Annotated in this window: 22 protein-coding genes; 11 read left to right on the forward strand and 11 right to left on the reverse strand. The window is 72.6% G+C overall.

The window, feature by feature from the left end; all coding sequences use genetic code 11:
• Positions 1-205 precede the first annotated feature (205 nt).
• From ACIF8S_RS26580 to ACIF8S_RS26590, 3 genes are all read right to left on the reverse strand, one after another.
• Positions 206-1582, reverse strand: a complete 1377-nt coding sequence (locus ACIF8S_RS26580; protein ID WP_400002301.1) for a CoA transferase — start codon at positions 1580-1582, stop codon at positions 206-208.
• 166 nt (positions 1583-1748) lie between these two features.
• Entirely contained in the window at positions 1749-3284 is a 1536-nt protein-coding gene (locus ACIF8S_RS26585) for a S8 family peptidase (protein WP_400002303.1), read from the reverse strand.
• 62 nt (positions 3285-3346) lie between these two features.
• A complete protein-coding gene (locus ACIF8S_RS26590; protein ID WP_400002304.1) occupies positions 3347-4876 on the reverse strand; it encodes a S8 family serine peptidase in 1530 nt (509 codons plus the stop codon).
• Positions 4877-5143: 267 nt separating this feature from the next.
• On the opposite strand from ACIF8S_RS26590, the gene ACIF8S_RS26595 reads away from it, so the two are divergent.
• From ACIF8S_RS26595 to moaA, 3 genes are all read left to right on the forward strand, one after another.
• Positions 5144-5500: a DUF485 domain-containing protein gene (locus ACIF8S_RS26595; RefSeq protein WP_024887157.1), complete on the forward strand. Its 357-nt coding sequence runs from the start codon at positions 5144-5146 to the stop codon at positions 5498-5500.
• On the forward strand, positions 5497-7125 hold the full coding sequence (locus tag ACIF8S_RS26600) for a cation acetate symporter (protein WP_145825062.1): 1629 nt from the start codon (positions 5497-5499) through the stop codon (positions 7123-7125). Before ACIF8S_RS26595 ends, ACIF8S_RS26600 begins: the two co-directional genes overlap by 4 nt.
• 160 nt (positions 7126-7285) lie before the next feature.
• Complete coding sequence (gene moaA, locus ACIF8S_RS26605; protein WP_400002306.1) at positions 7286-8275, forward strand: GTP 3',8-cyclase MoaA; 990 nt, start codon at positions 7286-7288, stop codon at positions 8273-8275.
• 27 nt (positions 8276-8302) lie between these two features.
• On the opposite strand, the gene ACIF8S_RS26610 is transcribed toward moaA, so the two are convergent.
• Both ACIF8S_RS26610 and ACIF8S_RS26615 read right to left on the reverse strand, forming a co-directional pair.
• Positions 8303-8530: a hypothetical protein gene (locus ACIF8S_RS26610; protein WP_349791571.1), complete on the reverse strand. Its 228-nt coding sequence runs from the start codon at positions 8528-8530 to the stop codon at positions 8303-8305.
• Between the two features lie 242 nt (positions 8531-8772).
• Positions 8773-9168 (reverse strand): DUF3099 domain-containing protein, encoded by a 396-nt coding sequence (locus ACIF8S_RS26615; RefSeq protein WP_349791573.1) that lies wholly within the window; start codon positions 9166-9168, stop codon positions 8773-8775.
• 244 nt (positions 9169-9412) lie between these two features.
• On the opposite strand from ACIF8S_RS26615, the gene ACIF8S_RS26620 reads away from it, so the two are divergent.
• Positions 9413-9697 (forward strand): GlsB/YeaQ/YmgE family stress response membrane protein, encoded by a 285-nt coding sequence (locus tag ACIF8S_RS26620; RefSeq protein WP_349791575.1) that lies wholly within the window; start codon positions 9413-9415, stop codon positions 9695-9697.
• Positions 9698-9766: 69 nt separating this feature from the next.
• Here ACIF8S_RS26620 and tyrS read toward each other — a convergent pair whose 3' ends face one another.
• From tyrS to ACIF8S_RS26635, 3 genes are all read right to left on the reverse strand, one after another.
• Entirely contained in the window at positions 9767-11035 is a 1269-nt protein-coding gene (gene tyrS, locus ACIF8S_RS26625) for a tyrosine--tRNA ligase (protein WP_400002308.1), read from the reverse strand.
• A gap of 66 nt (positions 11036-11101) precedes the next feature.
• Positions 11102-12496, reverse strand: a complete 1395-nt coding sequence (locus ACIF8S_RS26630) for a metallopeptidase TldD-related protein (RefSeq protein WP_400002310.1) — start codon at positions 12494-12496, stop codon at positions 11102-11104.
• A complete protein-coding gene (locus tag ACIF8S_RS26635; protein WP_400002311.1) occupies positions 12493-14016 on the reverse strand; it encodes a TldD/PmbA family protein in 1524 nt (507 codons plus the stop codon). The genes ACIF8S_RS26630 and ACIF8S_RS26635 overlap by 4 nt, the downstream gene beginning before the upstream one ends.
• A gap of 335 nt (positions 14017-14351) precedes the next feature.
• Between ACIF8S_RS26635 and fabG the strand changes: the two genes are divergently transcribed.
• From fabG to ACIF8S_RS26650, 3 genes are all read left to right on the forward strand, one after another.
• Positions 14352-15056 carry a 3-oxoacyl-[acyl-carrier-protein] reductase gene (fabG, locus tag ACIF8S_RS26640; RefSeq protein ID WP_400002313.1) on the forward strand — a complete coding sequence of 235 codons (705 nt, stop codon included), beginning with the start codon at positions 14352-14354 and terminating at the stop codon, positions 15054-15056.
• Between the two features lie 5 nt (positions 15057-15061).
• A complete protein-coding gene (gene fabI / locus ACIF8S_RS26645; RefSeq protein ID WP_400002315.1) occupies positions 15062-15829 on the forward strand; it encodes an enoyl-ACP reductase FabI in 768 nt (255 codons plus the stop codon).
• Between the two features lie 225 nt (positions 15830-16054).
• Positions 16055-16402, forward strand: coding sequence for a hypothetical protein (locus tag ACIF8S_RS26650; RefSeq protein WP_400002316.1), 348 nt, complete (start codon positions 16055-16057; stop codon positions 16400-16402).
• Here the strand turns inward: ACIF8S_RS26650 and ACIF8S_RS26655 are convergent.
• Positions 16380-17072: a FadR/GntR family transcriptional regulator gene (locus tag ACIF8S_RS26655; RefSeq protein WP_400002317.1), complete on the reverse strand. Its 693-nt coding sequence runs from the start codon at positions 17070-17072 to the stop codon at positions 16380-16382. The two genes, ACIF8S_RS26650 and ACIF8S_RS26655, sit on opposite strands and share 23 nt — an antisense overlap.
• Positions 17073-17163: 91 nt before the next feature.
• On the opposite strand from ACIF8S_RS26655, the gene ACIF8S_RS26660 reads away from it, so the two are divergent.
• The 4 genes from ACIF8S_RS26660 to ACIF8S_RS26675 all read left to right on the forward strand — a co-directional run bounded on the left by ACIF8S_RS26660 (position 17164) and on the right by ACIF8S_RS26675 (position 19759).
• Positions 17164-18495 (forward strand): CynX/NimT family MFS transporter, encoded by a 1332-nt coding sequence (locus ACIF8S_RS26660; RefSeq protein ID WP_400002346.1) that lies wholly within the window; start codon positions 17164-17166, stop codon positions 18493-18495.
• Between the two features lie 160 nt (positions 18496-18655).
• Entirely contained in the window at positions 18656-18772 is a 117-nt protein-coding gene (locus tag ACIF8S_RS26665) for an SGM_5486 family transporter-associated protein (RefSeq protein ID WP_106967088.1), read from the forward strand.
• Between the two features lie 198 nt (positions 18773-18970).
• Positions 18971-19177: a hypothetical protein gene (locus tag ACIF8S_RS26670; RefSeq protein ID WP_400002320.1), complete on the forward strand. Its 207-nt coding sequence runs from the start codon at positions 18971-18973 to the stop codon at positions 19175-19177.
• A gap of 63 nt (positions 19178-19240) precedes the next feature.
• Positions 19241-19759 (forward strand): SixA phosphatase family protein, encoded by a 519-nt coding sequence (locus ACIF8S_RS26675; protein ID WP_400002321.1) that lies wholly within the window; start codon positions 19241-19243, stop codon positions 19757-19759.
• Between the two features lie 115 nt (positions 19760-19874).
• On the opposite strand, the gene serB is transcribed toward ACIF8S_RS26675, so the two are convergent.
• Together serB and ACIF8S_RS26685 are read right to left on the reverse strand one after the other, a co-directional pair.
• Positions 19875-21083, reverse strand: a complete 1209-nt coding sequence (gene serB, locus ACIF8S_RS26680; RefSeq protein ID WP_349791590.1) for a phosphoserine phosphatase SerB — start codon at positions 21081-21083, stop codon at positions 19875-19877.
• Positions 21084-21456: 373 nt separating this feature from the next.
• Positions 21457-23409, reverse strand: coding sequence for a streptophobe family protein (locus ACIF8S_RS26685; RefSeq protein ID WP_400002323.1), 1953 nt, complete (start codon positions 23407-23409; stop codon positions 21457-21459).
• Positions 23410-23595: the final 186 nt, after the last annotated feature.

Here is a 23595-nt window from a genome sequence, read left to right on the forward strand (position 1 = left end):
CCGAGTGCCGGGCGCCGACTCCAGGCGAGCCTTCTCCACCCCGGCCGGGCGGGGCGCCCGCCGCGACGTCGCGGCGGGCGACGGGCCGTCAGCGGCGGTACGCGGCGCCCCGGCTCGCGCGAACCACCGGGTGTCCGCTGCCGGCGAGGCCGTTCCGCACCCGCTCCCTTCGGTGTCAGCCGACGAGCGCGGGATCGCCCCGCGCTCACCAGCGGGCCGGATCCGTGCCCCACGGGGTCGGGGGGTGGGGCCAGTTGCGTGGGGCACCCTCGAAGTGCAGCGGGGGGAGGACGTGGCGTAGCCGGCCCAGGGGGCTGTCCCGTTCCGCCAGCCAGGGGGCGGGGGACAGCTCGCCGTCGTCGACGGGACCCACCGAGTCCTCGGGGGCGCGACGCCACGACAGCAGTTCGCCCGCCGTCCGTGCCAGGGCCACCCGAACGAGTCTGCTGCCGCCCGTCTCCGCCTGTTCGGTGAGGGCACGCAGCACGCCTGCCGCGAGCAGGTAGCCCGAGCCGTGGTCGAGGGCCTGCGCGGGCAGCGCGCCCGGTCGGTCCGCCTCGCCCTCGATCCGGGCGATGCCCGTGGCCACCTGCACCAGGCTGTCGAAGCCCCGCCGGTCCGCCCACGGTCCGGAGGTCCCCCACGCCGACACCTGGGCCACGACCACCCCGGGCCGCCGCTCGGCCAGCGCGCGCGGGCTCAGCCCGAAGCGGTCCAGGGCGCCCGGACGGTACCCCGTGACCACCACGTCCGCCCGCGCCAGCAGCTCCTCGAAGGTGTCCCGGTCGGCGGTCAGGTCCAGCAGCGCCGACCGTTTGCCGAAGCCCGTGTCGGCGTGCTGGCCGGGCAGTTCGGGCAGCCCCGGGGCGTCCAGCCGCAGCACGTCGGCGCCGAGCAGGGCGAGCGTGCGGGTGGCGACCGGACCGGCGAGGACCCGGGTGAGGTCCAGCACCCGCAGTCCCGCGGCGGGCAGCGGCGGACCCTCCGTCCCGCCGGACGGCGCGAACTCCCGTGCCGGGGCCGTGCCGAGCCGCTCACGCTCCACCAGGGGGTGCCGGGCGACCGCCGCCGCCTGCTCGTGCGCCGCCCACTCCTCGGGGGTACGCAGCGCGACAGCGAGGCCCCCGGCCGCGGTGACCGCGTCCTCCACCTCGTACGCGGACCGCCCCGCGAGCGCAGCGGCCACCGCGTCCGGGTCGTCACCCGTACCGAGCGCGGCGAGCAGCCGGGCCCGGTGGTGCGGATAGTTGGCGTGGGTGCGCACCCAGCCGTCCGCCGTGCGCCAGAACCGGGACAGCGGCGCGAAGTTCTCCGGTGCTCGCCCGTCGATCCGCAGGTGACGCTCGCTCACGAACGCCGTGGCGACCGCACCGTCGTCCACCCGCACCGCCGGGACCTCGCCGCCCGTGCGCCGGGCGGTGAGTTCGGCGGCGGCCAGCGCGCACACGCCGACGCACGCCCCCGCCGTCTCCCGCACCGGCAGGCGCGAGGGCAGGACGGCGGGCCGCTCGACGGCGGACACCCGGGCGAGGAGGTCGGGGTCGCCGCCCAGACCGGACCAGAAGGACGCGAGAGCATTCATGGCCTCACTGTGCAGCACCGCCCGCCCCGCGACAGCACCGGTCCGCACGACGGAAGACACCGGCCGGCGTGACGGAAGACACCGGCCGCACGACCGAAGGCACCGCCCGCACCACGGAAGGGGCCGGGCGACATCCGCCCGGCCCCTTCGTACAGCTACCCGACGACTAGCGCGTCACCGCGTCCAGCGCGTCGGCCATGCCCCAGCCGTAGAAGCCGTTGTAGTTCTTCGGCCCCTCGCACACCGCGTCGACCTTGCCGTCGTTGTCGATGTCGTACGGCTTGGTGCAGGCGGTGGCGTCGGCCTGCGCGTACAGCAGGGCCTTCACCAGCGCCGGCGGCGCGTACGGGTGCTTCGACTTGATCAGCGCGGCGACACCCGCGACGTGCGGGGACGCCATCGACGTACCGGCCATGTAGCCGTAGCCGCCGCCGGGCAGCGTGCCCAGGATCAGGCCGCTGGTGGCGGGCGGGGCCGGCGTCTGCAGGGCCGTCGAGTCACCGCCGGGCGCGGCGATGTCGATGATGCCCCGGCCGTAGTTGGAGAACGACGACTTCAGGCCCTTGGCGCCGGTCGAGGCGACCGTCACGACACCCGGCAGCTGGGTCGGGATGTCCAGGCACTCGGACGGGTCGATCACCCGGTCCGAGGTGGTGCCGTCGTTCGGCGAGGACGGGTCGGTGATCTCGTCGGCCGCGAGGTCGTAGTTCTCGTTGCCGGCCGCCGCGACGTTGACCGCGCCCTTGCGCTCCGCGTACTTCGTGGCCCGGCCCACGGCCTCGACGAGCGCCTTCTGGTCCGGGTCGTTCTTGCAGTTGAAGTACCACGGGTCGGTGTAATAGCTGTTGTTGGTGACGTCGACCCCGTGCTCGGCCGCCCACATGAAGCCGCACACCACGGCCTCGGTGTAGAAGTAGCCGTCCGGGTTGGACACCTTGATGCCCGAGACCTTCACGCCGGGCGCGACACCGGTCATGCCGATGCCGTTCTTGGCGGCGGCGATCTCACCGGCGACGTGCGTGCCGTGCGGGCTCTCGGCCGCGCCCGGGCGCCACGCGCCCTCGCTGGTGTCGGGCTTGCCCGCCACACAGTTGACCGACGCGGCCCGGTCGAAGTTGGGCGCGATGTCGGGGTGGGTGTCGTCGACGCCGGTGTCGATGACGGCGACGGTGACCTTCGGGCTGCCGAGGGACTTCTCGTGCGCCTTGTCCGCCTTGATGGCCGGCAGGTCCCACTGGAGGTTCTGCAGCGGGTCCTGGCCCGCGGCGGCCTCGGCCGTCGCCTCGGCGACCTCGGCGGCGCTGAGCACCTTCGGGGAGCCCATGTCCGTGGTGGCCGCCGACGGCAGCGGCGCGTTGCGGGTGGCACCGGCGGACTGCACGCCCGGCGCCTTGCGGACGGTCTTCGCGAAGTCGGCGTTCGAGGAGTGGACGACGATGACGCCGATCTTCTCGTACGACGTCACGATGGTGCCGCCGGCCTTGGCGATCGCCTTCTTCACGCTCGCCGGCGCGCCGTGTCCGCCCCGCACGTTCACCACGTAGCTGAGCGAGGCCGCGTCCGCGGAGGCGGAGGCGGAGGCCCCCTGGGCCGCGGGAGCGGCCGTGGCCGCCGTGTTCGGCAGGAACGCGAGCGCGGTCGCCATGGCCATACCGGCAGGGACGACGAGCGCGCGGCGACGGCGCGGCTGAGACGCTGTCATGGTGTCTCCAGTTCTTTCACTTTGACGGACGTACGGTGCGGCGGGTGTGCGGGTGCCGCGGCTCACTTGACGGCGCGCAGCGCGTCGACGATGCCGAAGCCGTAGAAACCGTTGACCGCGCGGCCGCCCTCGCATGTCGCGTCCTGGGTGCCGTCACCGTCCTGGTCGTACGACGCGGGGCAGCCGGGGTTCTTCGCCTGCGCCTTGAGCAGCGCCTGCAGCGCCGCCGGGGGCAGCCACGGGTGCTCGGACTTCAGCAGGGCCGCGACGCCGGCCGCGTGCGGCGAGGCCATCGAGGTGCCCTGCAGCCAGGCGTACGCGTTGTTCGGCATGGTGGACAGGATGCGGCCGTTCTTCGACGGGGTGTCCGGCAGCTGGTAGCGGCCGTCACCGCCCGGCGCGGCCACGTCGATGACACCCTTGCCGTACGAGGAGTAGTAGGACTTGAGGTTCTCCGAGCCCGTCGCGCTCACCGTGACGACGCCCGGGAGCTGCGTGGGGATGTCGAAGCACTCGCTCGGGTCGATCGTGCGGGTGACCGGCGTGGTGTCGTTCGGGCTGGAGTCGTCGACGATGGCGTCGGAGGCCAGGTCGTGATTGGAGTTGCCGGCCGACGCGAAGTGCAGGGTGCCCTTGCGCTGGGCGTACAGCTGGGCCCGGTTGACCGCGTCGACGATCGCGCGCTGGTCCGGGTCGTCCATGCAGTTGTACATCCACGGGTCGACGTAATAGCTGTTGTTCGTGATCTCCACGCCGTGGTCGGCGGCGAACACGAACGCGCAGACGACGGCCTCCGCGTAGAACAGCCCGTTGTCGGGGTCGGTGACGTTGATCGCCGAGACCTTGACGCCGGGCGCGACTCCGGCGACGCCGACGCCGTTGCGGGCGGCGGCGATCTCACCGGCCACGTGCGTGCCGTGGTAGTCGTCCGCGGTGTACGGCCGCCAGGCGCCCGGGCTGGTGTCCGGGGCGCCGCCGAAGCAGTTGGCGGACTGGGACCGGGAGAAGTTCGGCGCGAGGTCCGGGTGGGTGTCGTCGACGCCGGTGTCGATGACGGCGACAGTGACGTTCCTGCTGCCCGGGTTGATCGTGGCGGCCTTGTCGGCGCCGATGGCGCGCAGGTCCCACTGGTCGGCCTCTAGGGGCTCGCTGCCCGGGGTCTTCGCGGACGCGGCCTTCAGCCTCGCGGTGTCGGCGGCGGTCAGGTACTCCGCGGAACCCGCGTCCGTCGTCCCGGCCGGGGCCAGCGGAGCGGTACGGGTGGCGCCGGCGGACTGCACGCCGCGCACCTTGCGGAGGGTCTTCGCGAAGTCGGCGTTCGAGGAGCGCGCGACGATCACGCCGATCTTCTCGTACGCGACGACGACCTCGCCGTCCGCCGCGGCGACCGCCCGCTTCACGGAGGCGATCGTGCGGTGGTCCGCCTTGGTGTTGACGACGTACGCCAGGGCGGGCGCGTCCGCCGCCTGCTCCGCGGACACCGTCGCCGGGGCGGCCGAGGCCGCCGCCGGCAGGAAGCCGAGCGAGGCGGTCAGCGACAGCACGACGGGCACGGCGAGGGCGAGCCGGCGTCTGGAACGCAGATGAGCCATGGGGTCTCCACATCATCCTGAAACGAAACCGGCCCGAGACAGAGGTGGCTGCCCGGGCAGGTACATGACGGGTGGTGCAGGGTGAAGCTATCCCGCCCGCGCGCTGGCCAGCAATGATTTGCGTGCAACGTCTTCGGAAAACGTCCACGGAAAAGAACCGGGAAGAGTTGAACCGGTCCTCGCGTGGCGCCGTGCCCTTGAGCAGGAAGCGCGAGGACACTCGCCTTCCGCCTGCGTACGAACCGACCCGCAACGCGAGGAGACTCCGTGGCCGCCGAAGCACCGCCCCCCTCGACAGATCAACACAAACTCCCCACGCCGGAGGAGTTCACCGAGGTGCAGGAGAGCGCTGAGTTCGGTGAACTGCGCCGCTCCTACCGCTCGTTCGCCTTCCCGCTGACCATCGCCTTCATCGTCTGGTACCTGCTGTACGTGCTGCTGTCCAACTACGCGGGCGGCTTCATGGGCGCCAAGCTGGTCGGCCACATCAACGTCGCCTTCGTCTTCGGCGTCCTGCAGTTCGTCACCACCTTCCTCATCGCCTGGTGGTACTCCAAGCACGCCGCCGCCAAGCTCGACCCCAAGGCCGAGGCCATCAAGAAGCGTATGGAGGGCGGCGCATGAGCCCCTCGATCACCCACGTCACCCTGGCCGCGAACGAGGCCAGCGAACACCGCGTCCTGATCATCACCCTGTTCGCGCTGTTCGTCGTCGGCACCCTCGGCATCACCGTGTGGGCCGGCCGGCAGACCAAGGACGCCGCCGACTTCTACGCGGGCGGGCGGCAGTTCAGCGCCTTCCAGAACGGCCTCGCCGTCTCCGGCGACTACATGTCCGCCGCGTCGTTCCTCGGCATCGCGGGCGCCATCGCCCTCTTCGGCTACGACGGGTTCCTCTACTCCATCGGCTTCCTGGTCGCCTGGCTCGTCGCCCTGCTGCTCGTCGCGGAGCCGCTGCGCAACTCCGGCCGCTACACGATGGGCGACGTCCTCGCCTACCGCATGCGCCAGCGCCCGGTGCGCACCGCCGCGGGCACCTCCACGATCGTCGTGTCGATCTTCTACCTGCTGGCCCAGATGGCCGGCGCGGGCGTCCTGGTGTCGCTGCTGCTCGGCATCACCTCCGACGCCGGCAAGGTCCTCATCGTCGCCCTGGTCGGCGTCCTGATGATCGTCTACGTCTCCATCGGCGGCATGAAGGGCACCACCTGGGTCCAGATGGTCAAGGCCGTGCTGCTCATCGGCGGCACGATCCTCATCACCTTCCTGGTGCTGCTGAAGTTCAACTTCAACATCTCCGACCTGCTGGGCAAGGCCGCCGAGAACAGCGGCAAGGGCGACGCCTTCCTGGAGCCCGGCCTCCAGTACGGCGCCGACAACCTCACCAAGCTGGACTTCCTCTCCCTGGGCATCGCCCTGGTGCTCGGCACCGCCGGCCTGCCGCACATCCTGATCCGCTTCTACACGGTGCCCAACGCCAAGGCCGCCCGTAAGTCCGTCAACTGGGCCATCGGCATCATCGGCTGCTTCTACCTGATGACCCTGGCGCTCGGCTTCGGAGCGGCGGCACTGATCTCACCGGACGAGATCATCGAGTCCAACCCGTCCGGCAACACCGCCGCCCCGCTGCTCGCCCTGCACATCGGCGGCGTCGACTCGGCCTGGGGCGCGATCCTGCTCGCCACCATCTCGGCGGTCGCCTTCGCGACCATCCTCGCGGTGGTCGCCGGACTCACCCTGGCCTCGTCGTCCTCCTTCGCGCACGACATCTACGCCAACGTGATCCGCAGGGGGAAGGCCACCGAGAAGGAGGAGATGAGGGCGGCCCGCTGGGCGACCGTCCTCATCGGCATCGTCTCCATCGCGCTCGGCGCCCTCGCCCGCGACCTGAACGTGGCGGGCCTGGTCGCCCTGGCCTTCGCGGTCGCCGCGTCCGCCAACCTGCCGACCATCCTCTACAGCCTGTTCTGGAAGCGGTTCACCACCCAGGGCGCGCTGTGGTCGATCTACGGCGGTCTGATCGTCGCCGTCGGCCTGGTGCTGTTCTCGCCCGTCGTCTCCGGCGATCCCAAGGCGATGTTCCCGGACGTCGACTTCGCCTGGTTCCCGCTGAAGAACCCGGGCATCATCTCCATCCCGTTCGGCTTCCTGATGGGCTGGCTCGGCACCGTCCTGTCGAAGGAGGAGCCGGACGTCAAGAAGTTCGCGGAGCTGGAGGTCCGTTCGCTGACCGGCACCGGCGCCCACTGATCCGCACCCCGCGTGACGGCCGCGTCGTGGAGACCCTCGTAGGTCCCTACGACGCGGCCGTCCGCATCTCGTCACTTCGCGTCGCTGGGTGATGTCGGCCGCGTCACGTACGCTCGCAGGTATCGGGACATGAGTGTTCGGCGTCGAGGGAGGGGCCCACGTGCTCATCGACACCTACGGCCGGGTGGCCACCGACCTGCGGGTCTCGCTGACCGACCGGTGCAATCTGCGCTGCACCTACTGCATGCCCGAGGAGGGGCTGCAGTGGCTTGCCAAACCCGACCTGCTCACCGACGACGAGATCGTCCGCCTCATCGACATCGCGGTCACGTCCCTGGGCATCGAGGAGGTGCGCTTCACCGGCGGCGAGCCCCTGCTCCGCCCCGGCCTGGTCGGCATCGTCGAGCGGGTCGCCGCCCTCGAACCCCGCCCCCAGATGTCCCTCACCACCAACGGCATCGGACTGCGCCGCACCGCGGTCGCCCTGAAGACGGCCGGCCTCGACCGGGTCAACGTCTCCCTCGACACGCTCCGTCCCGACGTCTTCAAGACACTCACCCGCCGCGACCGCCACCAGGACGTCCTGGACGGCCTGCACGCGGCCCGTGAGGCCGGTCTGACGCCCGTGAAGGTGAACTCGGTCCTGATGCCGGGGCTCAACGACGACGAGGCCCCCGAGCTGCTCGCCTGGGCCGTGGAGCACGATTACGAGCTGCGCTTCATCGAGCAGATGCCGCTGGACGCCCAGCACGGCTGGAAGCGCGACGGCATGATCACCGCCGGGGACATCCTCACCTCCCTGCGCACCCGGTTCGAGCTCACCCCCGAGGGCGACGAGGCGCGCGGCTCCGCCCCCGCCGAGCGCTGGCTGGTCGACGGCGGCCCGCACCGGGTGGGCGTCATCGCCTCCGTCACCCGTCCGTTCTGCGCCGCCTGCGACCGCACCCGGCTCACCGCCGACGGACAGGTCCGCACCTGTCTGTTCGCCACCGAGGAGACCGACCTGCGCGCGGCCCTGCGCTCCGGCGCCGCCGACGAGGAGATCGCCCGCATCTGGAAGCTCGCCATGTGGGGCAAGAAGGCGGGAGCGGGCCTGGACGACCCGTCCTTCGTCCAGCCGGACCGCCCGATGTCCGCCATCGGCGGCTGAGCGGCCGAGAGCCCACCGCCGGAGGGCTCAGGCCCCCTCCGGCGCCTCCCACTCCTCGAAGCGCACCACGTCCTTGAGGAAGCCGCGCACGCCGAGGAACTGCGCCAGGTGCTCCCGGTGCTCCTCGCAGGCCAGCCATGTCTTGCGCCGCTCCGGCGTGTGGACCTTCGGGTTGTTCCAGGCCAGCACCCACACGGCGGGGGCGCGGCAGCCCTTCGCGGAGCAGATGGGCGTCTCGGGGTCAGGGTTGATCACCGTCCGACCCTAACGCGTGCGCCGGGGGAGGAACCGCCCCGGGAAAAGGCGACGCCGAGCAGCCACGGGGGGAGCTGCCCGGCGTCGGTCCGTCGCTCCGACGGGGGATGCGGAGCGCGTACGAAGTATGTCACGGGTCACCCCGCGCCCGGCACCGAAAGAACATGATTGATCTGAGGTTTCTTTGAGCTTGGCCGGGAAGCCACTTCCGCTCCGCGCGGTCCCGCTTCACACCCCGGTCTTCACGCGTGCCCCGGCCCTTCCGTTCGTGCGCCGGGCGCCGCCTGCGACGGCACATCTTCCGCATCGGATTCCGTGGCACCGTCATTCGTCCGGGGCGGTGCGATCATCGGCTTCATCGGCGTCGTCACGAAGGTCGACGGCAGCGACGGCGCGTTCTCGCGCCCGGCGTTGGCGATCACCACCGCGATGTAGGGCAGCACCGCGCCGAGCACCAGGGCGACGATCGCCACGTGCCGTTCCACGTTCCACAGGGTGGCCGCGAGGATGACCGAGATCGTGCGAACGGCCATCGAGATCACGTACCGGCGCTGCCGCGCCCGCACATCGTCCTGGAGGCCGGCCCGGGCGCCCGTGATCCGGAACACCTGGACGCCGCCGTCACGCTGCTTCCGCATCACATTCCACCATCCGCCCGTATCGGACCCGTTCCGTGTCCGGCCGTCCCGTGTCCCGGTATGCGACATCTGGTCCGGACAGGACCACGGTACGCCGCACCCGGCCCGGTCACGAGAGCGGGTCGTCCCCGCCCGCGCCGCCGCGGCTGCGTCGTACCGCGTACGGCATGTCCGACATGCGGCGTACCGTGCCCGGGCCGACACTGACCGTAGTGCTCGCGTCACGTCGTACGAGGAGGCAGCCATGGGCTGGTTGTGGGCGATCATCGTGGGATTCGTGCTCGGCCTGCTCGCCAAGGCGGTGATCCCCGGCAAGCAGCACATCCCGCTGTGGCTGGCCACCATCTGCGGCATCATCGGCGCCATCGTCGGCAACGCCATCGCGCGGGGCTTCGGCATCGAGGAGACCCGGGGGATCGACTGGGGGCGGCACATCTTCCAGCTGGGCGCGGCCATCGTCGTCGTCCTGTTCGCGGAGATGATCTACAACGCGATGCAGCGCAGGAAGCACGAGGGCCAGCGGGTCTGACCCGGCTCCGCGGACGGCGGGAGGGGCGGCTCCCGGCCTGCGGGAACCGCCCCTCGACGCGCCTCCGGATCAGCCGGCCGTGACCTCGACCGCCGCCAGGTTCTTCTTGCCCCGGCGCAGCACCAGCCACCGGCCGTGCAGCAGGTCCTCCTTCGCGGGCACGGCGTCCTCGGCGGCGACCTTGACGTTGTTCACGTAGGCGCCGCCCTCCTTCACCGTGCGCCGGGCGGCCGACTTGCTGGGCACCAGCCCGACCTCGGCGAACAGATCCACCACCGGGCCCAGTTCGCTCACCTTCACGTGCGGCACCTCGGACAGCGCCGCGGCCAGCGTGCGCCCGTCCAGCTCACCCAGCTCACCCTGGCCGAACAGGGCCTTGGACGCGGCGATCACGGCAGCCGTCTGGTCGGCTCCGTGCACCAGCGTCGTCAGCTCCTCCGCCAGCGCGCGCTGCGCCGCCCGGGCCTGCGGACGCTCCTGCGTCTGCCGCTCCAGCTCCTCCAGCTCCTCGCGGGACCTGAAGGACAGGATGCGCATGTAGCCGGAGATGTCCCGGTCGTCCACGTTCAGCCAGAACTGGTAGAACGCGTACGGCGTGGTCATCTCCGGGTCCAGCCAGACGGCGCCGCCCTCGGTCTTGCCGAACTTGGTGCCGTCCGCCTTCGTCATCAGCGGCGTCGCGTAGGCGTGGACGGAGGCGTCCGGCTCCAGCCGGTGCAGCAGGTCGAGGCCGGCCGTGAGGTTGCCCCACTGGTCGCTGCCGCCCTGCTGCATCGTGCAGCCGTAGCGCCGGTACAGCTGGAGGAAGTCCATCGCCTGGAGCAGCTGGTAGCTGAACTCCGTGTAGCTGATGCCCTCGGAGGACTCCAGGCGCCGGGCGACCGAGTCCTTCGTCAGCATCTTGTTGACCCGGAAGTGCTTGCCGATGTCCCGCAGGAACTCGATCGCGGACAGGTTCGCGGTCCAGTCGAGGTTGTTGACCATGGTGGCGGCGTTCTCGCCCTCGAAGGTCAGGAACGGCTCGATCTGGCCGCGCAGCCGCACCACCCAGCCCGCGACCGTCTCGGGCGAGTTCAGCGTGCGCTCGGCGGTCGGGCGCGGGTCGCCGATCTGCCCGGTCGCGCCGCCGACCAGCGCCAGCGGCCGGTGCCCGGCCTGCTGGAGCCGGCGCAGGGTGAGCACCTGCACCAGGTGCCCCACGTGCAGCGACGGCGCGGTCGGGTCGAAGCCGCAATAGAACGTGACGGGACCGTCCGCGAGCGCCTTGCGCAAAGCGTCCTCGTCAGTGGACTGGGCGAACAGCCCGCGCCACTTCAGCTCGTCGACGATGTCCGTCACGGTTCTCGTGTCTCCTCGGTGGTCTGCGGCCGCATCGGTACCGGCCTGCTGTGAACGCCTACGAGGTTATACGCCCCGGCTGACCGAGCTCATGTTGAAATCGGGGATGCGCAGCGCGGGCATCGCGGCCCGGGTGAACCAGTCGCTCCACTCCCTGGGCAGCGTCTTCTCCGTACGGCCCGCCTCGGCCGCCCGGCCCAGCAGGTCCACCGGCGACTCGTTGAAGCGGAAGTTGTTCACCTCGCCGGTGACCTCGCCGTTCTCCACCAGGTAGACACCGTCCCTGGTCAGGCCGGTGAGCAGCAGCGTCGCCGGGTCCACCTCGCGGATGTACCACAGGCAGGTCAGCAGCAGCCCCCGCTCGGTGGCCGCCACCATCTCCTCCAGCGAGCGGTCCTCGCCGCCGTCCAGGATCAGGTTGTCGATCGCGGGCGCGGTCGGCAGGCCGGTCAGGCCCGCGCTGTGCCGGCTCGTGGTCAGCCGGTGCAGCTCGCCCTCGCGCACCCAGTCCGTGGCCGTCAGCGGCAGCCCGTTGTCGAACACGGACTGGTCCCCGCCGGAGGAGTGCGCGAGCACGAACGGCGCCGACTCCAGACCCGGCTCGTTCGGGTCGCTGCGCAGCGTCAGCGGCAGCTCGCTCAGCCGCTCGCCGACCCGCGTGCCGCCGCCCGGCTGGGAGAACACCGTGCGGCCCTCCGCCGCGTCCCGCCCCGACGCCGACCACAGCTGGTAGATCAGCAGGTCCGCCACCGCGGTCGGCGGCAGCAGCGTCTCGTACCGGCCCGCCGGCAGGTCGAGGCGGCGCTCCGCCCAGCCCAGCCGTACGGCCAGCTCGGCGTCCAGCACCGCCGGGTCGACGTCCTTGAAGTCACGGGTGGAGCGGCCCGCCCACGCCGACCGGGTTCGGTCCGGGGACTTGGCGTTCACCTCCAGCGTGCCGTTCGGCTGGTCGTGCCGCAGCCGCAGCCCGGTCGACGTGCCCAGGTAGCTGGAGACCAGCTCGTGGTTGGCGAAGCCGTACAGCTCCCGGCCGCCGGCCCGCGCCCGGGCGAACGCCTCGCCCAGCGCCGGGGCGAAGTCGGTGAACACCGCGGAGGACGTCTCGGCGGGCCCTTCGGTGAACTCCGGCGACGGCTCCACCCCGGTGACCAGTGGCTGCGCGTCCTCGGCCGGGGCCGCGCCGCGCGCGGCGGCCTCGGCGGCCCGCACCAGCGGCTCCAGCTCGTCCACGGTCACCGCCGACCGGGACACCACCCCGGAGGCCGTGCCCCGCACCCCGTCCACCGTGGCGATCACGGTGAGGGTGCGCCCGCGGGTCACCCCGTTGGTGGTGAGGGCGTTGCCCGCCCAGCGGAGGTTGGCGGTGGACCGCTCGTCGGCGATCACGACGCAGCCGTCGGAGCGGGACAGCTCCAGCGCCCGCTCGACGATCTCGTGCGGCTTGGTGGTGCGCGCGCTCATCGCCCGGCCTCCTGCGTGGTGTTCAGAATGTTGACGCCCTTGAAGAGGGCGGACGGGCAGCCGTGCGAGACCGCCGCGACCTGGCCCGGCTGGGCCTTGCCGCAGTTGAAGGCGCCGCCCAGGACGTACGTCTGCGGACCGCCGACGGCGGCCATGGAACCCCAGAAGTCGGTGGTCGTGGCCTGGTAGGCGACGTCCCGGAGCTGCCCGGTGAGCCGCCCGTTCTCGATCCGGTAGAAGCGCTGTCCGGTGAACTGGAAGTTGTAGCGCTGCATGTCGATCGACCAGGACCGGTCGCCGACCACGTAGATGCCCCGGTCGACGCCCCCGATCAGGTCCTCCGTCGACATCCCGGCCGGGTCCGGACGCAGCGACACGTTGGCCATGCGCTGCACCGGCACATGGCCGGGGGAGTCCGCGAAGGCGCACCCGTTGGACCGCTCGAAGCCGGTGAGCTTCGCGATCCGCCGGTCCAGCTGGTAGCCGACGAGCGTGCCGTCCCTCACCAGGTCCCAGGACTGCGCCTCGACGCCCTCGTCGTCGTAACCGACGGTCGCCAGGCCGTGCTCGGCGGTGCGGTCACCGGTGACGTTCATCAGCTCGGAGCCGTACCTCAGCTTGCCCAACTGGTCGAAGGTGGCGAACGAGGTCCCCGCGTAGGCCGCCTCGTAGCCGAGCGCGCGGTCCAGCTCGGTGGCGTGCCCGATCGACTCGTGGATGGTCAGCCACAGGTTGGACGGGTCCACCACCAGGTCGTACAGGCCCGGCTCGACGCTCGGCGCGCGCATCTTCTCGGCGAGCAGCTCGGGGATCCGCGCCAGCTCGTCGTCCCAGTCCCAGCCCGTGCCCGTCAGGTACTCCCAGCCGCGTCCGACGGGCGGCGCGAGCGTGCGCATCGAGTCGAACTCGCCGCTGGACTCGTCGACCGACACCGCCGTGACGACCGGGTGCAGCCGTACCCGCTGCTGCGTCGTCACGGTCCCGGCCGTGTCCGCGTAGAACTTGTTCTCGTGCACGGTGAGCAGCGAGGCGTCCACGTGGTCCACCGCGTTTGCCGCCAGCAGCCGCGTGCTCCACTCGGCGAGCAGCCCGGCCTTCTCCTCGTCGGGCACGGTGAACGGGTCGATCTCGTACGACGACACCCAGGTCCGCTCGGCGTGCACCGGCTCGTCGGCCAGCTCCACGCGCTCGTCGCTGCCGGCCGCCCGGATCACCTGCGCGGACAGCTTCGCCATCGCCACCGCCTGGGAGGCGACCTTCGCGGCGGCGTCGAGGGTGAGGTCCACCCCGGACGCGAAGCCCCAGGTGCCGCCGTGCACCACCCGCACCGCGTACCCGAGGTCGGTGGTGTCCGACGAACCGGCGGGCTTGGCGTCCCTCAGCCGCCAGGAGGCGCTGCGCACCCGCTCCAGGCGGAAGTCCGCGTGCTCCGCCCCGAGCGCCCGGGCGCGGGCCAGCGCGGCGTCGGCGAGGGCGCGTAGCGGCAGGGTCGTGAAGGCTTCGTCAATGCTATGAGACACCTACGTCTCTTCCTGTCGGGTTCGAATCGTTGGGTTGACGCTTCGTTCGGTTGTCACTGCGGCGCATCATGTCGCGTCGGAACCGGGCCGGACCACATCTTTGCGGCACGCCCGGCCGCATTCGTGTCACCAGGTGCGCACCTTCCGGTCACCCGGCCCGCTCCGCACGTCGCCCGACCGGGCACTTTCTGTAGGGACCCGACAGAGCGGCCCCCCGGCCACTGTCGGTGCCCCGATGTCCCGCGGCCGACCGGGACCGATAGGTTTTCGGTGCAGCCGCCTGTCGTCACGGTGTCCGGGCGGTTGGAACAGACCGCTATCGAAGGGGTGATCCGTTGAGCCGCTCGGTTCTCGTCACCGGAGGCAACCGGGGCATCGGCCTCGCCATCGCCCGCGCGTTCGCCGACGCCGGCGACAAGGTCGCCATCACCTACCGCTCGGGGGAGCCCCCGGCCGGCTTCCTCGCCGTCCGGTGCGACATCACCGACGCCGAGCAGGTGGAGCAGGCCTACAAGGAGATCGAGGAGGCGCACGGCCCCGTCGAGGTGCTCGTCGCCAACGCCGGTATCACCCGCGACCAGCTCCTGATGCGCATGTCCGAGGAGGACTTCACCTCCGTCCTCGAGACCAACCTCACCGGCACCTTCCGGGTCGTCAAGCGCGCCAACCGCGGCATGCTGCGCGCCCGCAAGGGCCGCGTCGTGCTGATCTCCTCGGTCGTCGGGCTGCTCGGCTCCGCGGGCCAGGCCAACTACGCCGCCTCCAAGGCCGGCCTGGTGGGCTTCGCCCGGTCCCTCGCCCGCGAGCTGGGTTCGCGCAACATCACCTTCAACGTCGTCGCGCCCGGTTTCGTCGACACCGACATGACCCGGGAGCTCACCGAGGAGCAGCAGGCGAGGATTCTCGCCCAGGTGCCGCTCGCGCGGTACGCGAAGACCGAGGAGATCGCCGCCGCGGTGCGCTTCCTCGCCTCGGACGACGCCTCGTACATCACTGGAGCCGTCATTCCCGTTGACGGCGGACTGGGAATGGGTCACTGACACACATGAGCGGAATCCTCGAGGGCAAGCGCGTCCTGATCACCGGTGTGCTGATGGAGTCCTCCATCGCCTTCCACACCGCCAAGCTGGCCCAGGAGCAGGGTGCCGAGATCATCCTGACCGCCTTCCCGCGGCCGACGCTGACCGAGCGCATCGCGAAGAAGCTGCCCAAGCCCACCAAGGTCATCGAGCTCGACGTCACCAACGCCGAGCACCTGGGCCGCCTGGCCGACGTCGTCGGCGAGGAGCTCGGGGGCCTGGACGGCGTGGTGCACTCCATCGGCTTCGCGCCGCAGGACGCGCTCGGCGGCAACTTCCTCAACACGCCGTTCGAGTCGGTCGCCACGGCCATGCACGTCTCGGCGTTCTCCCTGAAGTCGCTCACCATGGCGTGCCTGCCGCTGATGCAGAACGGCGGCTCCGTCGTCGGCCTCACCTTCGACGCGCAGTACGCCTGGCCGCAGTACGACTGGATGGGCCCGGCGAAGGCCGCCCTGGAGGCCACCAGCCGCTACATGGCGCGCGACCTGGGCAAGCAGAACATCCGCTGCAACCTCATCTCCGCCGGCCCCATCGGCTCCATGGCCGCCAAGTCCATCCCCGGTTTCGCCGAGCTGGCATCCGTCTGGGACAACCGCGCCCCGCTGGAGTGGGACCTGAAGGACCCGGAGCCGGCCGGCCGCGGTGTCGTCGCCCTGCTGAGCGACTGGTTCCCGAAGACCACGGGCGAGATCGTCCACGTGGACGGCGGACTGCACGCCGTCGGCGCCTGACCGGACGCCCAGCGCCAGGGCCCGCTTCCCCCAGGGGGACGCGGGCCCTCGCGCGTTGCCGTAGGGGCCCGCGAGCGTGCCGTAGGGACCCGTGAGAGTGCCGCAGGGACCCGAGTGCGTCACTCGAACGGAGCAGTGGCGGGGGCGCGCCGGGCCCGGCCGGGCGACCCTGGAGTACGCGTCACCGTGTGTTCCCCCTCCCCAGTCCGGCCGAGGAGGTCCCTTGTGCGCTCGTTCCGCCTGGCCTCCGCGACCGCTGCCGTCGCGCTCGTCCTGTTCCTGCCGTACGAGGCGATGCCCCAGGCGCGCGTGCAGCCCCGGGAGGCCGCCCCCGAGGAGCCGTTCGGGGCCGCCTGCCGGGTCCGGATCGACGGCTCCCGGGTGACCGCCCACTGCCACAACCCCTATCCCGGCACCGACAGGGTCGCCCTGCACGTCGAGTGCGCCCGATGGTGGGACCTGGACGGCGACGGCTCACCGGTGGCCGTCGGGCCCGCCCGGAGGGTGCTGCTGACCGGCCGCTGCTGGAGCGACGTGGACGCGGCGTGGGTCAGTCACGCGCGGGAGCGGTGAGCCGCCCCGGCTTGCACACCATCGGGTAGCCGGCGGCCTCCTCGGACGCCGTCGCCTCGTCGCCCGCGCGGATCGCGTCCACCAGGCGGCTGTGGTCCATGTGCGTCTCCGGCGTCATGTCGCCACCCACGTCGTCCCGCAGCCAGTCCCGCAGCACCTCGACCAGATCCGCGTACAGCGCGGTCATCACGTCGTTGTGCGAGGCGACCACGACGGCCAGGTGGAACGTCGCGTCCGCCGTCACGAACGCCTCGGCGTCGCCCGACCCCCAGGCCTTCTCGCGGCGCAGCAGCAGGGCGTCGAGCTGCTTGAGGTCCTTCTCCGTGCGCCGCCGGGCGGCCAGCCGTGCCGCCGAGGACTCCAGCGTGGAGCGCAGCTCGGCGATGTGCCGGGGGTCGGCGTCGGCGAACCGGCGGTGCATCACGCCGGCCAGCTCACTGGTGGCCACCACGTAGGTGCCCGAGCCCTGGCGGATGTCCAGCAGGCCGTTGTGCGCCAGCGCGCGCACCGCCTCGCGGACCGTGTTCCGGGCGACCCCCAGCCGCTCCACGAGTTCCGGCTCGGTGGGGATGCGCGAGCCGACCGGCCACTCGCCCGAGGTGATCTGGGCCCGCAGGGCGGCGATGACCTGTTCGGACAGCGCCGAACGGCGCGGATGGCTCAGAGGCATGACACACCTTCGCACGGCTGGGGCCTCGCACGGCGACCGCCACATGGACAACCAATCATCCCATGATTCTATGATGGGTCGCATGACTCGTATGACTGGCGACGCCGCCCGGACACTCCCGTCCACCGCCGCCTCCGGCACGCCCACCGCGCCCGTCCACCCGGCACGCCCCGGTGGCACCACGCGCGCGTGGCGGACCCGGCTGCTCGTCGTCGGCATCGTGCTCGCCGCCCTGAACCTGCGCCCCGCCATCACCAGCTTCGGCGCGCTGCTCGAGGAGGTGCGCGACGGACTCGGCATGAGCGGCAGCGTGGCCGGCCTGCTCACCTCCCTGCCCGCCCTGTGCTTCGCCGTCTTCGGCTCCACCGCACCCCGCCTGGCCCGCCGCTTCGGCCCCGGCGCTGTGGTGTGCGCCGGCATGGCCGCCATCGGCACCGGCCTGCTGGTCCGGCCGTTCGTGGGCAACACCGCCGCCTTCCTTGTGGCCAGCGGCCTCGCGCTGGCCGGCATCGCGGTGAGCAACGTGCTGATGCCGGTCATCGTCAAGCGCTGGTTCCCCGACTGGGTCGGCACCATGACCGGCCTGTACTCCATGGCCCTCGCCCTGGGCACCGCCACGGCGGCGGCCGTGACCGTGCCGCTCACCGGCGCCATGGGCGGGAACTGGCGGGCCGGTCTCGCCGTGTGGGCGGCCCTGGCGGCCGCCGCCGTCCTGCCGTGGCTCGCCTTCGTACGGCCACGGGGCGGGACGCCGGGGGAGGAGGCACCCGAGCGCGACAAGCGGGACGTGCCCCCGGAGGGCGGGTCCGCCGGGCAGGCGCCCGCCGCGGCACCCGTCCTGCGCATCACCCGCAGCCGCACCGCCTGGGCGCTGGCCGTCTTCTTCGGGCTCCAGGCCACCGCCGCCTACATCAGCATGGGGTGGATGGCGCAGATCTTCCGTGACGCGGGCGTCCCCGCGGGCCGGGCGGGACTGCTGCTGGCGATCACCATGGTCATGGGCGTGCCGCTGGCCTTCGTCATACCGCGCCTGGCCACCCGGCTGCCCCACCAGGGCCCCATCGTGGTCGCGCTGGGCGTGAGCGGCCTGGCCGGCTACGCGGGCCTCTACCTCGCCCCGGCCGGCGGCGCCCTGGCCTGGGCCGTGCTGATCGGCATAGCCAACTGCGCGTTCCCGCTGGCGCTGACCATGGTCGGGATGCGGGCCAGGACGGGCGCGGGCGTGGCCCAGCTGTCGGCCTTCGCCCAGAGCACCGGCTACCTGATCTCCATCCCCGGACCCCTCCTGGTGGGCGTGCTCTACCAGCACAGCGGCGGCTGGGGGCTGCCGATCGCGCTGATGGCGGGGCTGATGGTGCCGCAGGTGATCGTCGGCGTGTTCGCGGGCCGCGACCGTACGGTGGAGGACGAGGCGGCGGCCTGAGGGGTGCCCTTTCGCCGTGCCGTGGAGGCCGCCCCCGGCGTGGTCCGCCGTGGCCGCCGCGCCGCGCCTGTCCGCCACGCCCGCCCGCCGCGCCTGTCCGCCACGCCCGTCGTGGCACCCCGTGGCCGGTGCGGGGCGGGAGGGGTGCGAGACTTGGCCCATGCCAGTCCTCGACCCGAACCCGCAGAACGGCCAGAAGAAGATGCTGCTCGTCTTCGGCGCGTTCTTCGCCATCTTCGTCGTCATCGGAGTGATCGCGACCGTGCTGGCTCCCTGACGGCCGTTCCGGCCCCCTGACGACCGCCCCGGGGGGCCTTCCTCCGGGCCGTGGTGGTGCTGGCCCCCCGTCCCCTAGGGGGCAAGGCTCAGGGTCAAGTGGGTGGATCACCGGATGGGTTGACGCCCCGGCGATCCGTACCTTCGAGATGTGGCCGCGACCGGCGCGCCACGGACCACTCGAAGAGCGGAGGCCCTCATGTCGGCGCGCACGCACTCCCGGCCCGTCCCGGCCCCCCGGGCAGGTGCCGCGACCCGGCTGCCGTGGTGGGCCCTGGCCCTCCCCGCCCTCGCCTTCGTCGCCCTGCTCACCCTGGTCCTCAACCCCTCCGAGGCCCACGCCACCGTCGGTGATCCCGCGCTCACCCACCTCGTCGAGCGGGCGCAGCAGCTCATGGCCCGCTGAACGCGCCCGGGCGCCGGTCAACTCCCTGCGCCTCGTGGCCTGTTTCGTGCGAAGCTGGGTCCCATGAGCGTCGCAGAACCCCGCAGGATTGTCCTTTTCCGGCATGCGAAAGCCGACTGGCCTCCGGTGGCCGACCACGAGCGCCCCCTCGCCGAGCGAGGGCGCCTGGACGCCGCAGCGGCCGGCCGCAAGCTCGCCGACACCGGCGTCGCCTTCGATCTGGCCCTGTGCTCCACGGCGGTCCGCACCCGCGAGACCTGGAAGCTCGCGGTGCACGAGTTCCCGAAGCGGCCGAAAACCGTCTACGAGGAGCGGATCTACGAAGCCTCGCCCGGCGAGCTGATCGCCCTGCTCAACGAGACCCCCGACGACGCGCAGAACATCCTGCTGATCGGCCACAACCCGGGCGTCCAGGGCCTGGCCGACATCCTCGCCGGCGCCTCCGAGGGCGACGCCCGTGAGCGCATGACGCGCCGTGGCTACCCGGCCGCCGCCTTCTCCACGCTCACCTTCTCCGGGTCCTGGAAGTCCCTGGAGCCCGGTACCGCCACGCTGGTCGACTACTGGGCGCCGACCGAGTGACCTCCGCCTGACGCACCCGGCGCGATCCCCGGGTGACACGCCCGGCACGCCAGGGGCCCGGCACCGACATCCGTCGGCGCCGGGCCCGCTCGTCGTCGCGGCCGTCCCGCGCGGCTCAGTCGCCCGCGAGGGTGTCGGCGGCCTCGACCTCTTCCCGCGTGATGCCCAGCAGATAGAGGACGGTGTCGAGGAAGGGAACGTTCACCGCCGTGTGGGCGGCCTGGCGCACCACCGGCTTGGCGTTGAAGGCGACACCGAGACCCGCGGCGTTCAGCATGTCGAGGTCGTTCGCCCCGTCACCGATCGCCACCGTCTGCGACAGCGGCACCCCCGCCTCGGCCGCGAACCGGCGCAGCAGCCGGGCCTTGCCCGCCCGGTCCACGATCTCGCCGGTCACCCGGCCGGTGAGCTTCCCGTCGACGATCTCCAGCGTGTTCGCCTGGGCGAAGTCCAGACCCAGCCGCTCCTTGAGGTCGTCGGTGACCTGGGTGAAGCCGCCCGAGACCACGCCCACCTGGTAGCCGAGCCGCTTGAGCGTGCGGATCAGGGTGCGGGCGCCCGGCGTCAGCCGCACCTCGCTGCGGACCTTGTCCACCACGGAGGCGTCCAGCCCCTTCAGCAGCGCCACGCGCGCGTGCAGCGACTGCTCGAAGTCCAGCTCCCCGCGCATCGCGGCGGCCGTCACCTCGGCGACCTGGTCCTCGCAGCCGGCGTGCGCGGCGAAGAGCTCGATCACCTCGTCCTGGATCAGCGTGGAGTCCACGTCCATGACCACCAGGCGCTGCGCCCTGCGGTACAGCCCCGCCGCGACCACGGCGACGTCGACCCCGAACCGGGCCGCGTCCGTCACCAGCGCGGTGCGCAGCGGCTCCGTCTCCACGCCGGAGACCGCGAACTCCACGGCGGTCACCGGGTACTTGGCGAGCCGGAAGATGCGGTCGATGTTGCCGCCGGCCTTGGTGATCCGGGCGGCGATCGACGCGGCCGCCTCCGAGGTGAGGGGGTGTCCCAGCACGGTGACCAGGGAGCGGCCCAGGCCGCGCGGGAGGTTGTCGCCCATGCCGGAGATGATCTCGGCCTGCATCTTCATCGACTCCGCCCAGCTGTGGACGGTGGCCCGCAGGTCCCCCTCCATCCCGGCGGGGGGCTCAGTCACGAGCGCGCAGAGCACGATGCGACCGCGGGTGACGACCTGCTCGATGTCGACCACGTCGACGGAGTAGGCGGCGAGAGTGTCGAAGAGTCCGGCGGTGATGCCCGGCCGGTCCTTGCCGAAGATCTTGACCAGGAGGGTGGGAACGTCGGTGGTCTGCGATGCGCTCATGGTGTTCTTACCGTATCCGGCACGTGGTGCCCCGCGCCCCCGAGGTCCGCCACCCGGACACCCCTTCGCCCGGTCCCGCCCCGGTCCAGCCGCGACGGCTGCCCCCGTCCCGTCCCGCCAACGGCCCGGCCCCGGCCGATAGGCCTCGGTACTGCGCCGGTCTCCGGCCCGTCCGAGCTACGGCCCGCGCGGCCTCGGTCCCGGCCCGCCCAGGGGACGGCCCCCGGCCGGTATGCCCTTCGGGCGGTGTGCCTCCGCTCGGCGCCGGTTTCGGCCCGCCCACGGCGCCGGTCCCGAAGTGCTCAGGTCCACCACCTGCTGGCCCCAGCGCCCGCCGGTCCACCGCCCGCCCGGTCCCACCGCGCGCCCGGCCCTAACGCCTGCCAGGCTCCCTGCCGTCTCCGTCCTCTCCGCGCCGCTCGTGGCTGTCCGGGGCGCGGTGGTCCGCTCCCTGTGCACCCGCTCCCTGTGCGCCCGGGCGCCGTGGCCGTGGCGGCGGCGTGGGAGGCGGAGGCGGGGGAGGGGGCGGTACCTCGTCCGGCCACAGGCGTCGGCCTCCCCGGCCCGACGGCGGGGCGGGGCCGATGACGGTCGGAGCCGCGGACAGGTCGTCCGCCCCGCCGCCGTCACCCACCCCGGGCGACCGTGAGGTGTCCCGAGTGGTGTCGCCTCCCGGCCCACCACGCCCGCCCCCGGGCACCGCGTCCTCGGGCTCGCCCGCCCCCGACCGCAGGCCGGGTCCCGTCCCCGTCCCCGACCGCAGGTCCGGCCCCGACGGTTCTCCCCACCCCGACCGCCCGCCCGGCAGCCGTAGGTACGGATTGGTGTCCGGGTTGGGCGCACGGTACGGCACCCCCGGCTCGTACGGCCCCGCGGCCGACGGCACCGACCCGCCCCCACCCCCACTCCCGGCACCCCGTGCCGCAGCCACCGCACGCGCCCCCGCCGCCCCGCTCGCCCACGCCGGCAGCGCACCCGCCGCGCCCGCCCCCGCGCCCCACAGCGCCCCGAGCAGCGCCGCCGCCCCCAGGTGCCCGCGCAGCTCCAGGCCGGCGTCGAACGCGTCGAGGCCGAGGACCGACAGCGAGGCGTTCGCGGACACCTCCGTGAGCCACACCAGCAGCGGCAGGGTCACCGCCGTGGCGACGCCCAGCGCCGACGCGCACCGTCCCGCGAACCCGGCCGCCCCCGCCCGCCGCTCCGACGGCACCGAGGCGGACGCGGGCGCCGGCACCGGCGTCCGTACCGCCGTCAGCACCCCCGCGAGCAGCATCATCAGCGCGGCGGCCACCCCCAGCAGCCACACCCGCCCGTCCAGCTCGGCCAGCCGCCCCAGCGTCACGGGCTCCTCCGACCCCGTCCGCAGCAGGTCGTCCACGGGGTGCGGCAGCGCCCCCAGCGGCGCCCCGTCCGCCCGGGCGTCCCACGGCACGAACAGTCCGACCGGCACCCCGAGCCACACCCCGTTCGGCGCCCCCAGCAGGGCGGCCCCCGCGATCCGCCGGGGGTGGTCGTCGCCGATCGCCGCGTACCCCGCGGCGGCGGCCCCCGCCGCCACCGCCACCAGCAGCACCGCGACGACCGAGGAGACGGCCGGCCGTACCACCCGGTGCACCGCGTCCCAGCCGCGCGGCAGCGGAGTACGGCGGGACGCCAGCAGCGCGACCAGCAGCACACCCGCCGACCAGCCGAGACCGCCCAGCAGCGTCGGCACGGTGTCCACGGTGAACCCCACGGCGGCCTGCGCGTCGACCAGGTCACCCACCCGGTCGGGCAGCAGCCCCTCGATGTCACCCAGCCCCGGGACGTCCAGGCCGCCGCCGTCCGGGCCCGGCAGGTCGCCCAGGCCGAGTGAGCCGCCGTCGACGGTGATGACGTCGTGGCCCGCCCACACCAGCCCGCCCGCCACAGCGGTGAACAGCGCGACCACCGCGCCCGCCCGCGCGAGGAGTTCACGGCCGGGGACCACAACTTCCGCCGTCCGCAAGGACCGCAGGAAGAAGAAGGACAGCAGCAGCGCCCCCACCAGCCCCACACCCAGCGGCGCGAGGTCGATCGCCGTCCCGGCCTCCGCGCCGGACAGCCCGAACACCGACACGTCACCCGAGGGAGTCACCGAGCCGCCCGCCGCCAGCGCAACCACCGCCGCGGTCATCGGCGCCAGGGACCCGGCCGCGTCCGCGTCCAGCAGACGCAGGCCCAGCGCGGCCGTCCCCGCCATCCCGATCAGTGCCCAGCTCACCGCGGCGACCGCGGACATCACCACGTCCGCCCACGGCAGTCCGGCGTCACGCCCCGCCACAGCGGCGCCCCTGGCAGCACTCATGGCAGACCCCCCGATCCGCGGTACGGCCTCTCGGGCCGTCCCCGTCCCCCTCGCGTGGTTTACCACTCTCCGGTCCGATTTCAACCCCCTGCCGGACAACGCCGTGGACACCTTGTCGCGCGGTCGTGACAAGGGCCGACTTTCGGTCGGAGGGCCGAGCCTGGAATAGTTCCCCACGATGTTCGA

Source organism: Streptomyces sp. NPDC085937 (genome assembly GCF_044540535.1).
In the GTDB taxonomy this organism is placed as follows: domain Bacteria; phylum Actinomycetota; class Actinomycetes; order Streptomycetales; family Streptomycetaceae; genus Streptomyces.

Coding starts and splice junctions, on each gene's coding strand:
- ACIF8S_RS26580 (WP_400002301.1), bottom strand. CDS start 1,582: ATGAATGCTCTCGCGTCCTTCTGGTCCGGTCTGGGCGGCGACCCCGAC.
- ACIF8S_RS26585 (WP_400002303.1), bottom strand. CDS start 3,284: ATGACAGCGTCTCAGCCGCGCCGTCGCCGCGCGCTCGTCGTCCCTGCC.
- ACIF8S_RS26590 (WP_400002304.1), bottom strand. CDS start 4,876: ATGGCTCATCTGCGTTCCAGACGCCGGCTCGCCCTCGCCGTGCCCGTC.
- ACIF8S_RS26600 (WP_145825062.1), top strand. CDS start 5,497: ATGAGCCCCTCGATCACCCACGTCACCCTGGCCGCGAACGAGGCCAGC.
- ACIF8S_RS26615 (WP_349791573.1), bottom strand. CDS start 9,168: ATGCGGAAGCAGCGTGACGGCGGCGTCCAGGTGTTCCGGATCACGGGC.
- ACIF8S_RS26620 (WP_349791575.1), top strand. CDS start 9,413: ATGGGCTGGTTGTGGGCGATCATCGTGGGATTCGTGCTCGGCCTGCTC.
- ACIF8S_RS26630 (WP_400002310.1), bottom strand. CDS start 12,496: ATGAGCGCGCGCACCACCAAGCCGCACGAGATCGTCGAGCGGGCGCTG.
- fabI (WP_400002315.1), top strand. CDS start 15,062: ATGAGCGGAATCCTCGAGGGCAAGCGCGTCCTGATCACCGGTGTGCTG.
- ACIF8S_RS26655 (WP_400002317.1), bottom strand. CDS start 17,072: ATGCCTCTGAGCCATCCGCGCCGTTCGGCGCTGTCCGAACAGGTCATC.
- ACIF8S_RS26660 (WP_400002346.1), top strand. CDS start 17,164: ATGACTGGCGACGCCGCCCGGACACTCCCGTCCACCGCCGCCTCCGGC.
- ACIF8S_RS26665 (WP_106967088.1), top strand. CDS start 18,656: ATGCCAGTCCTCGACCCGAACCCGCAGAACGGCCAGAAGAAGATGCTG.
- ACIF8S_RS26670 (WP_400002320.1), top strand. CDS start 18,971: ATGTCGGCGCGCACGCACTCCCGGCCCGTCCCGGCCCCCCGGGCAGGT.
- ACIF8S_RS26675 (WP_400002321.1), top strand. CDS start 19,241: ATGAGCGTCGCAGAACCCCGCAGGATTGTCCTTTTCCGGCATGCGAAA.
- serB (WP_349791590.1), bottom strand. CDS start 21,083: ATGAGCGCATCGCAGACCACCGACGTTCCCACCCTCCTGGTCAAGATC.
- ACIF8S_RS26685 (WP_400002323.1), bottom strand. CDS start 23,409: ATGAGTGCTGCCAGGGGCGCCGCTGTGGCGGGGCGTGACGCCGGACTG.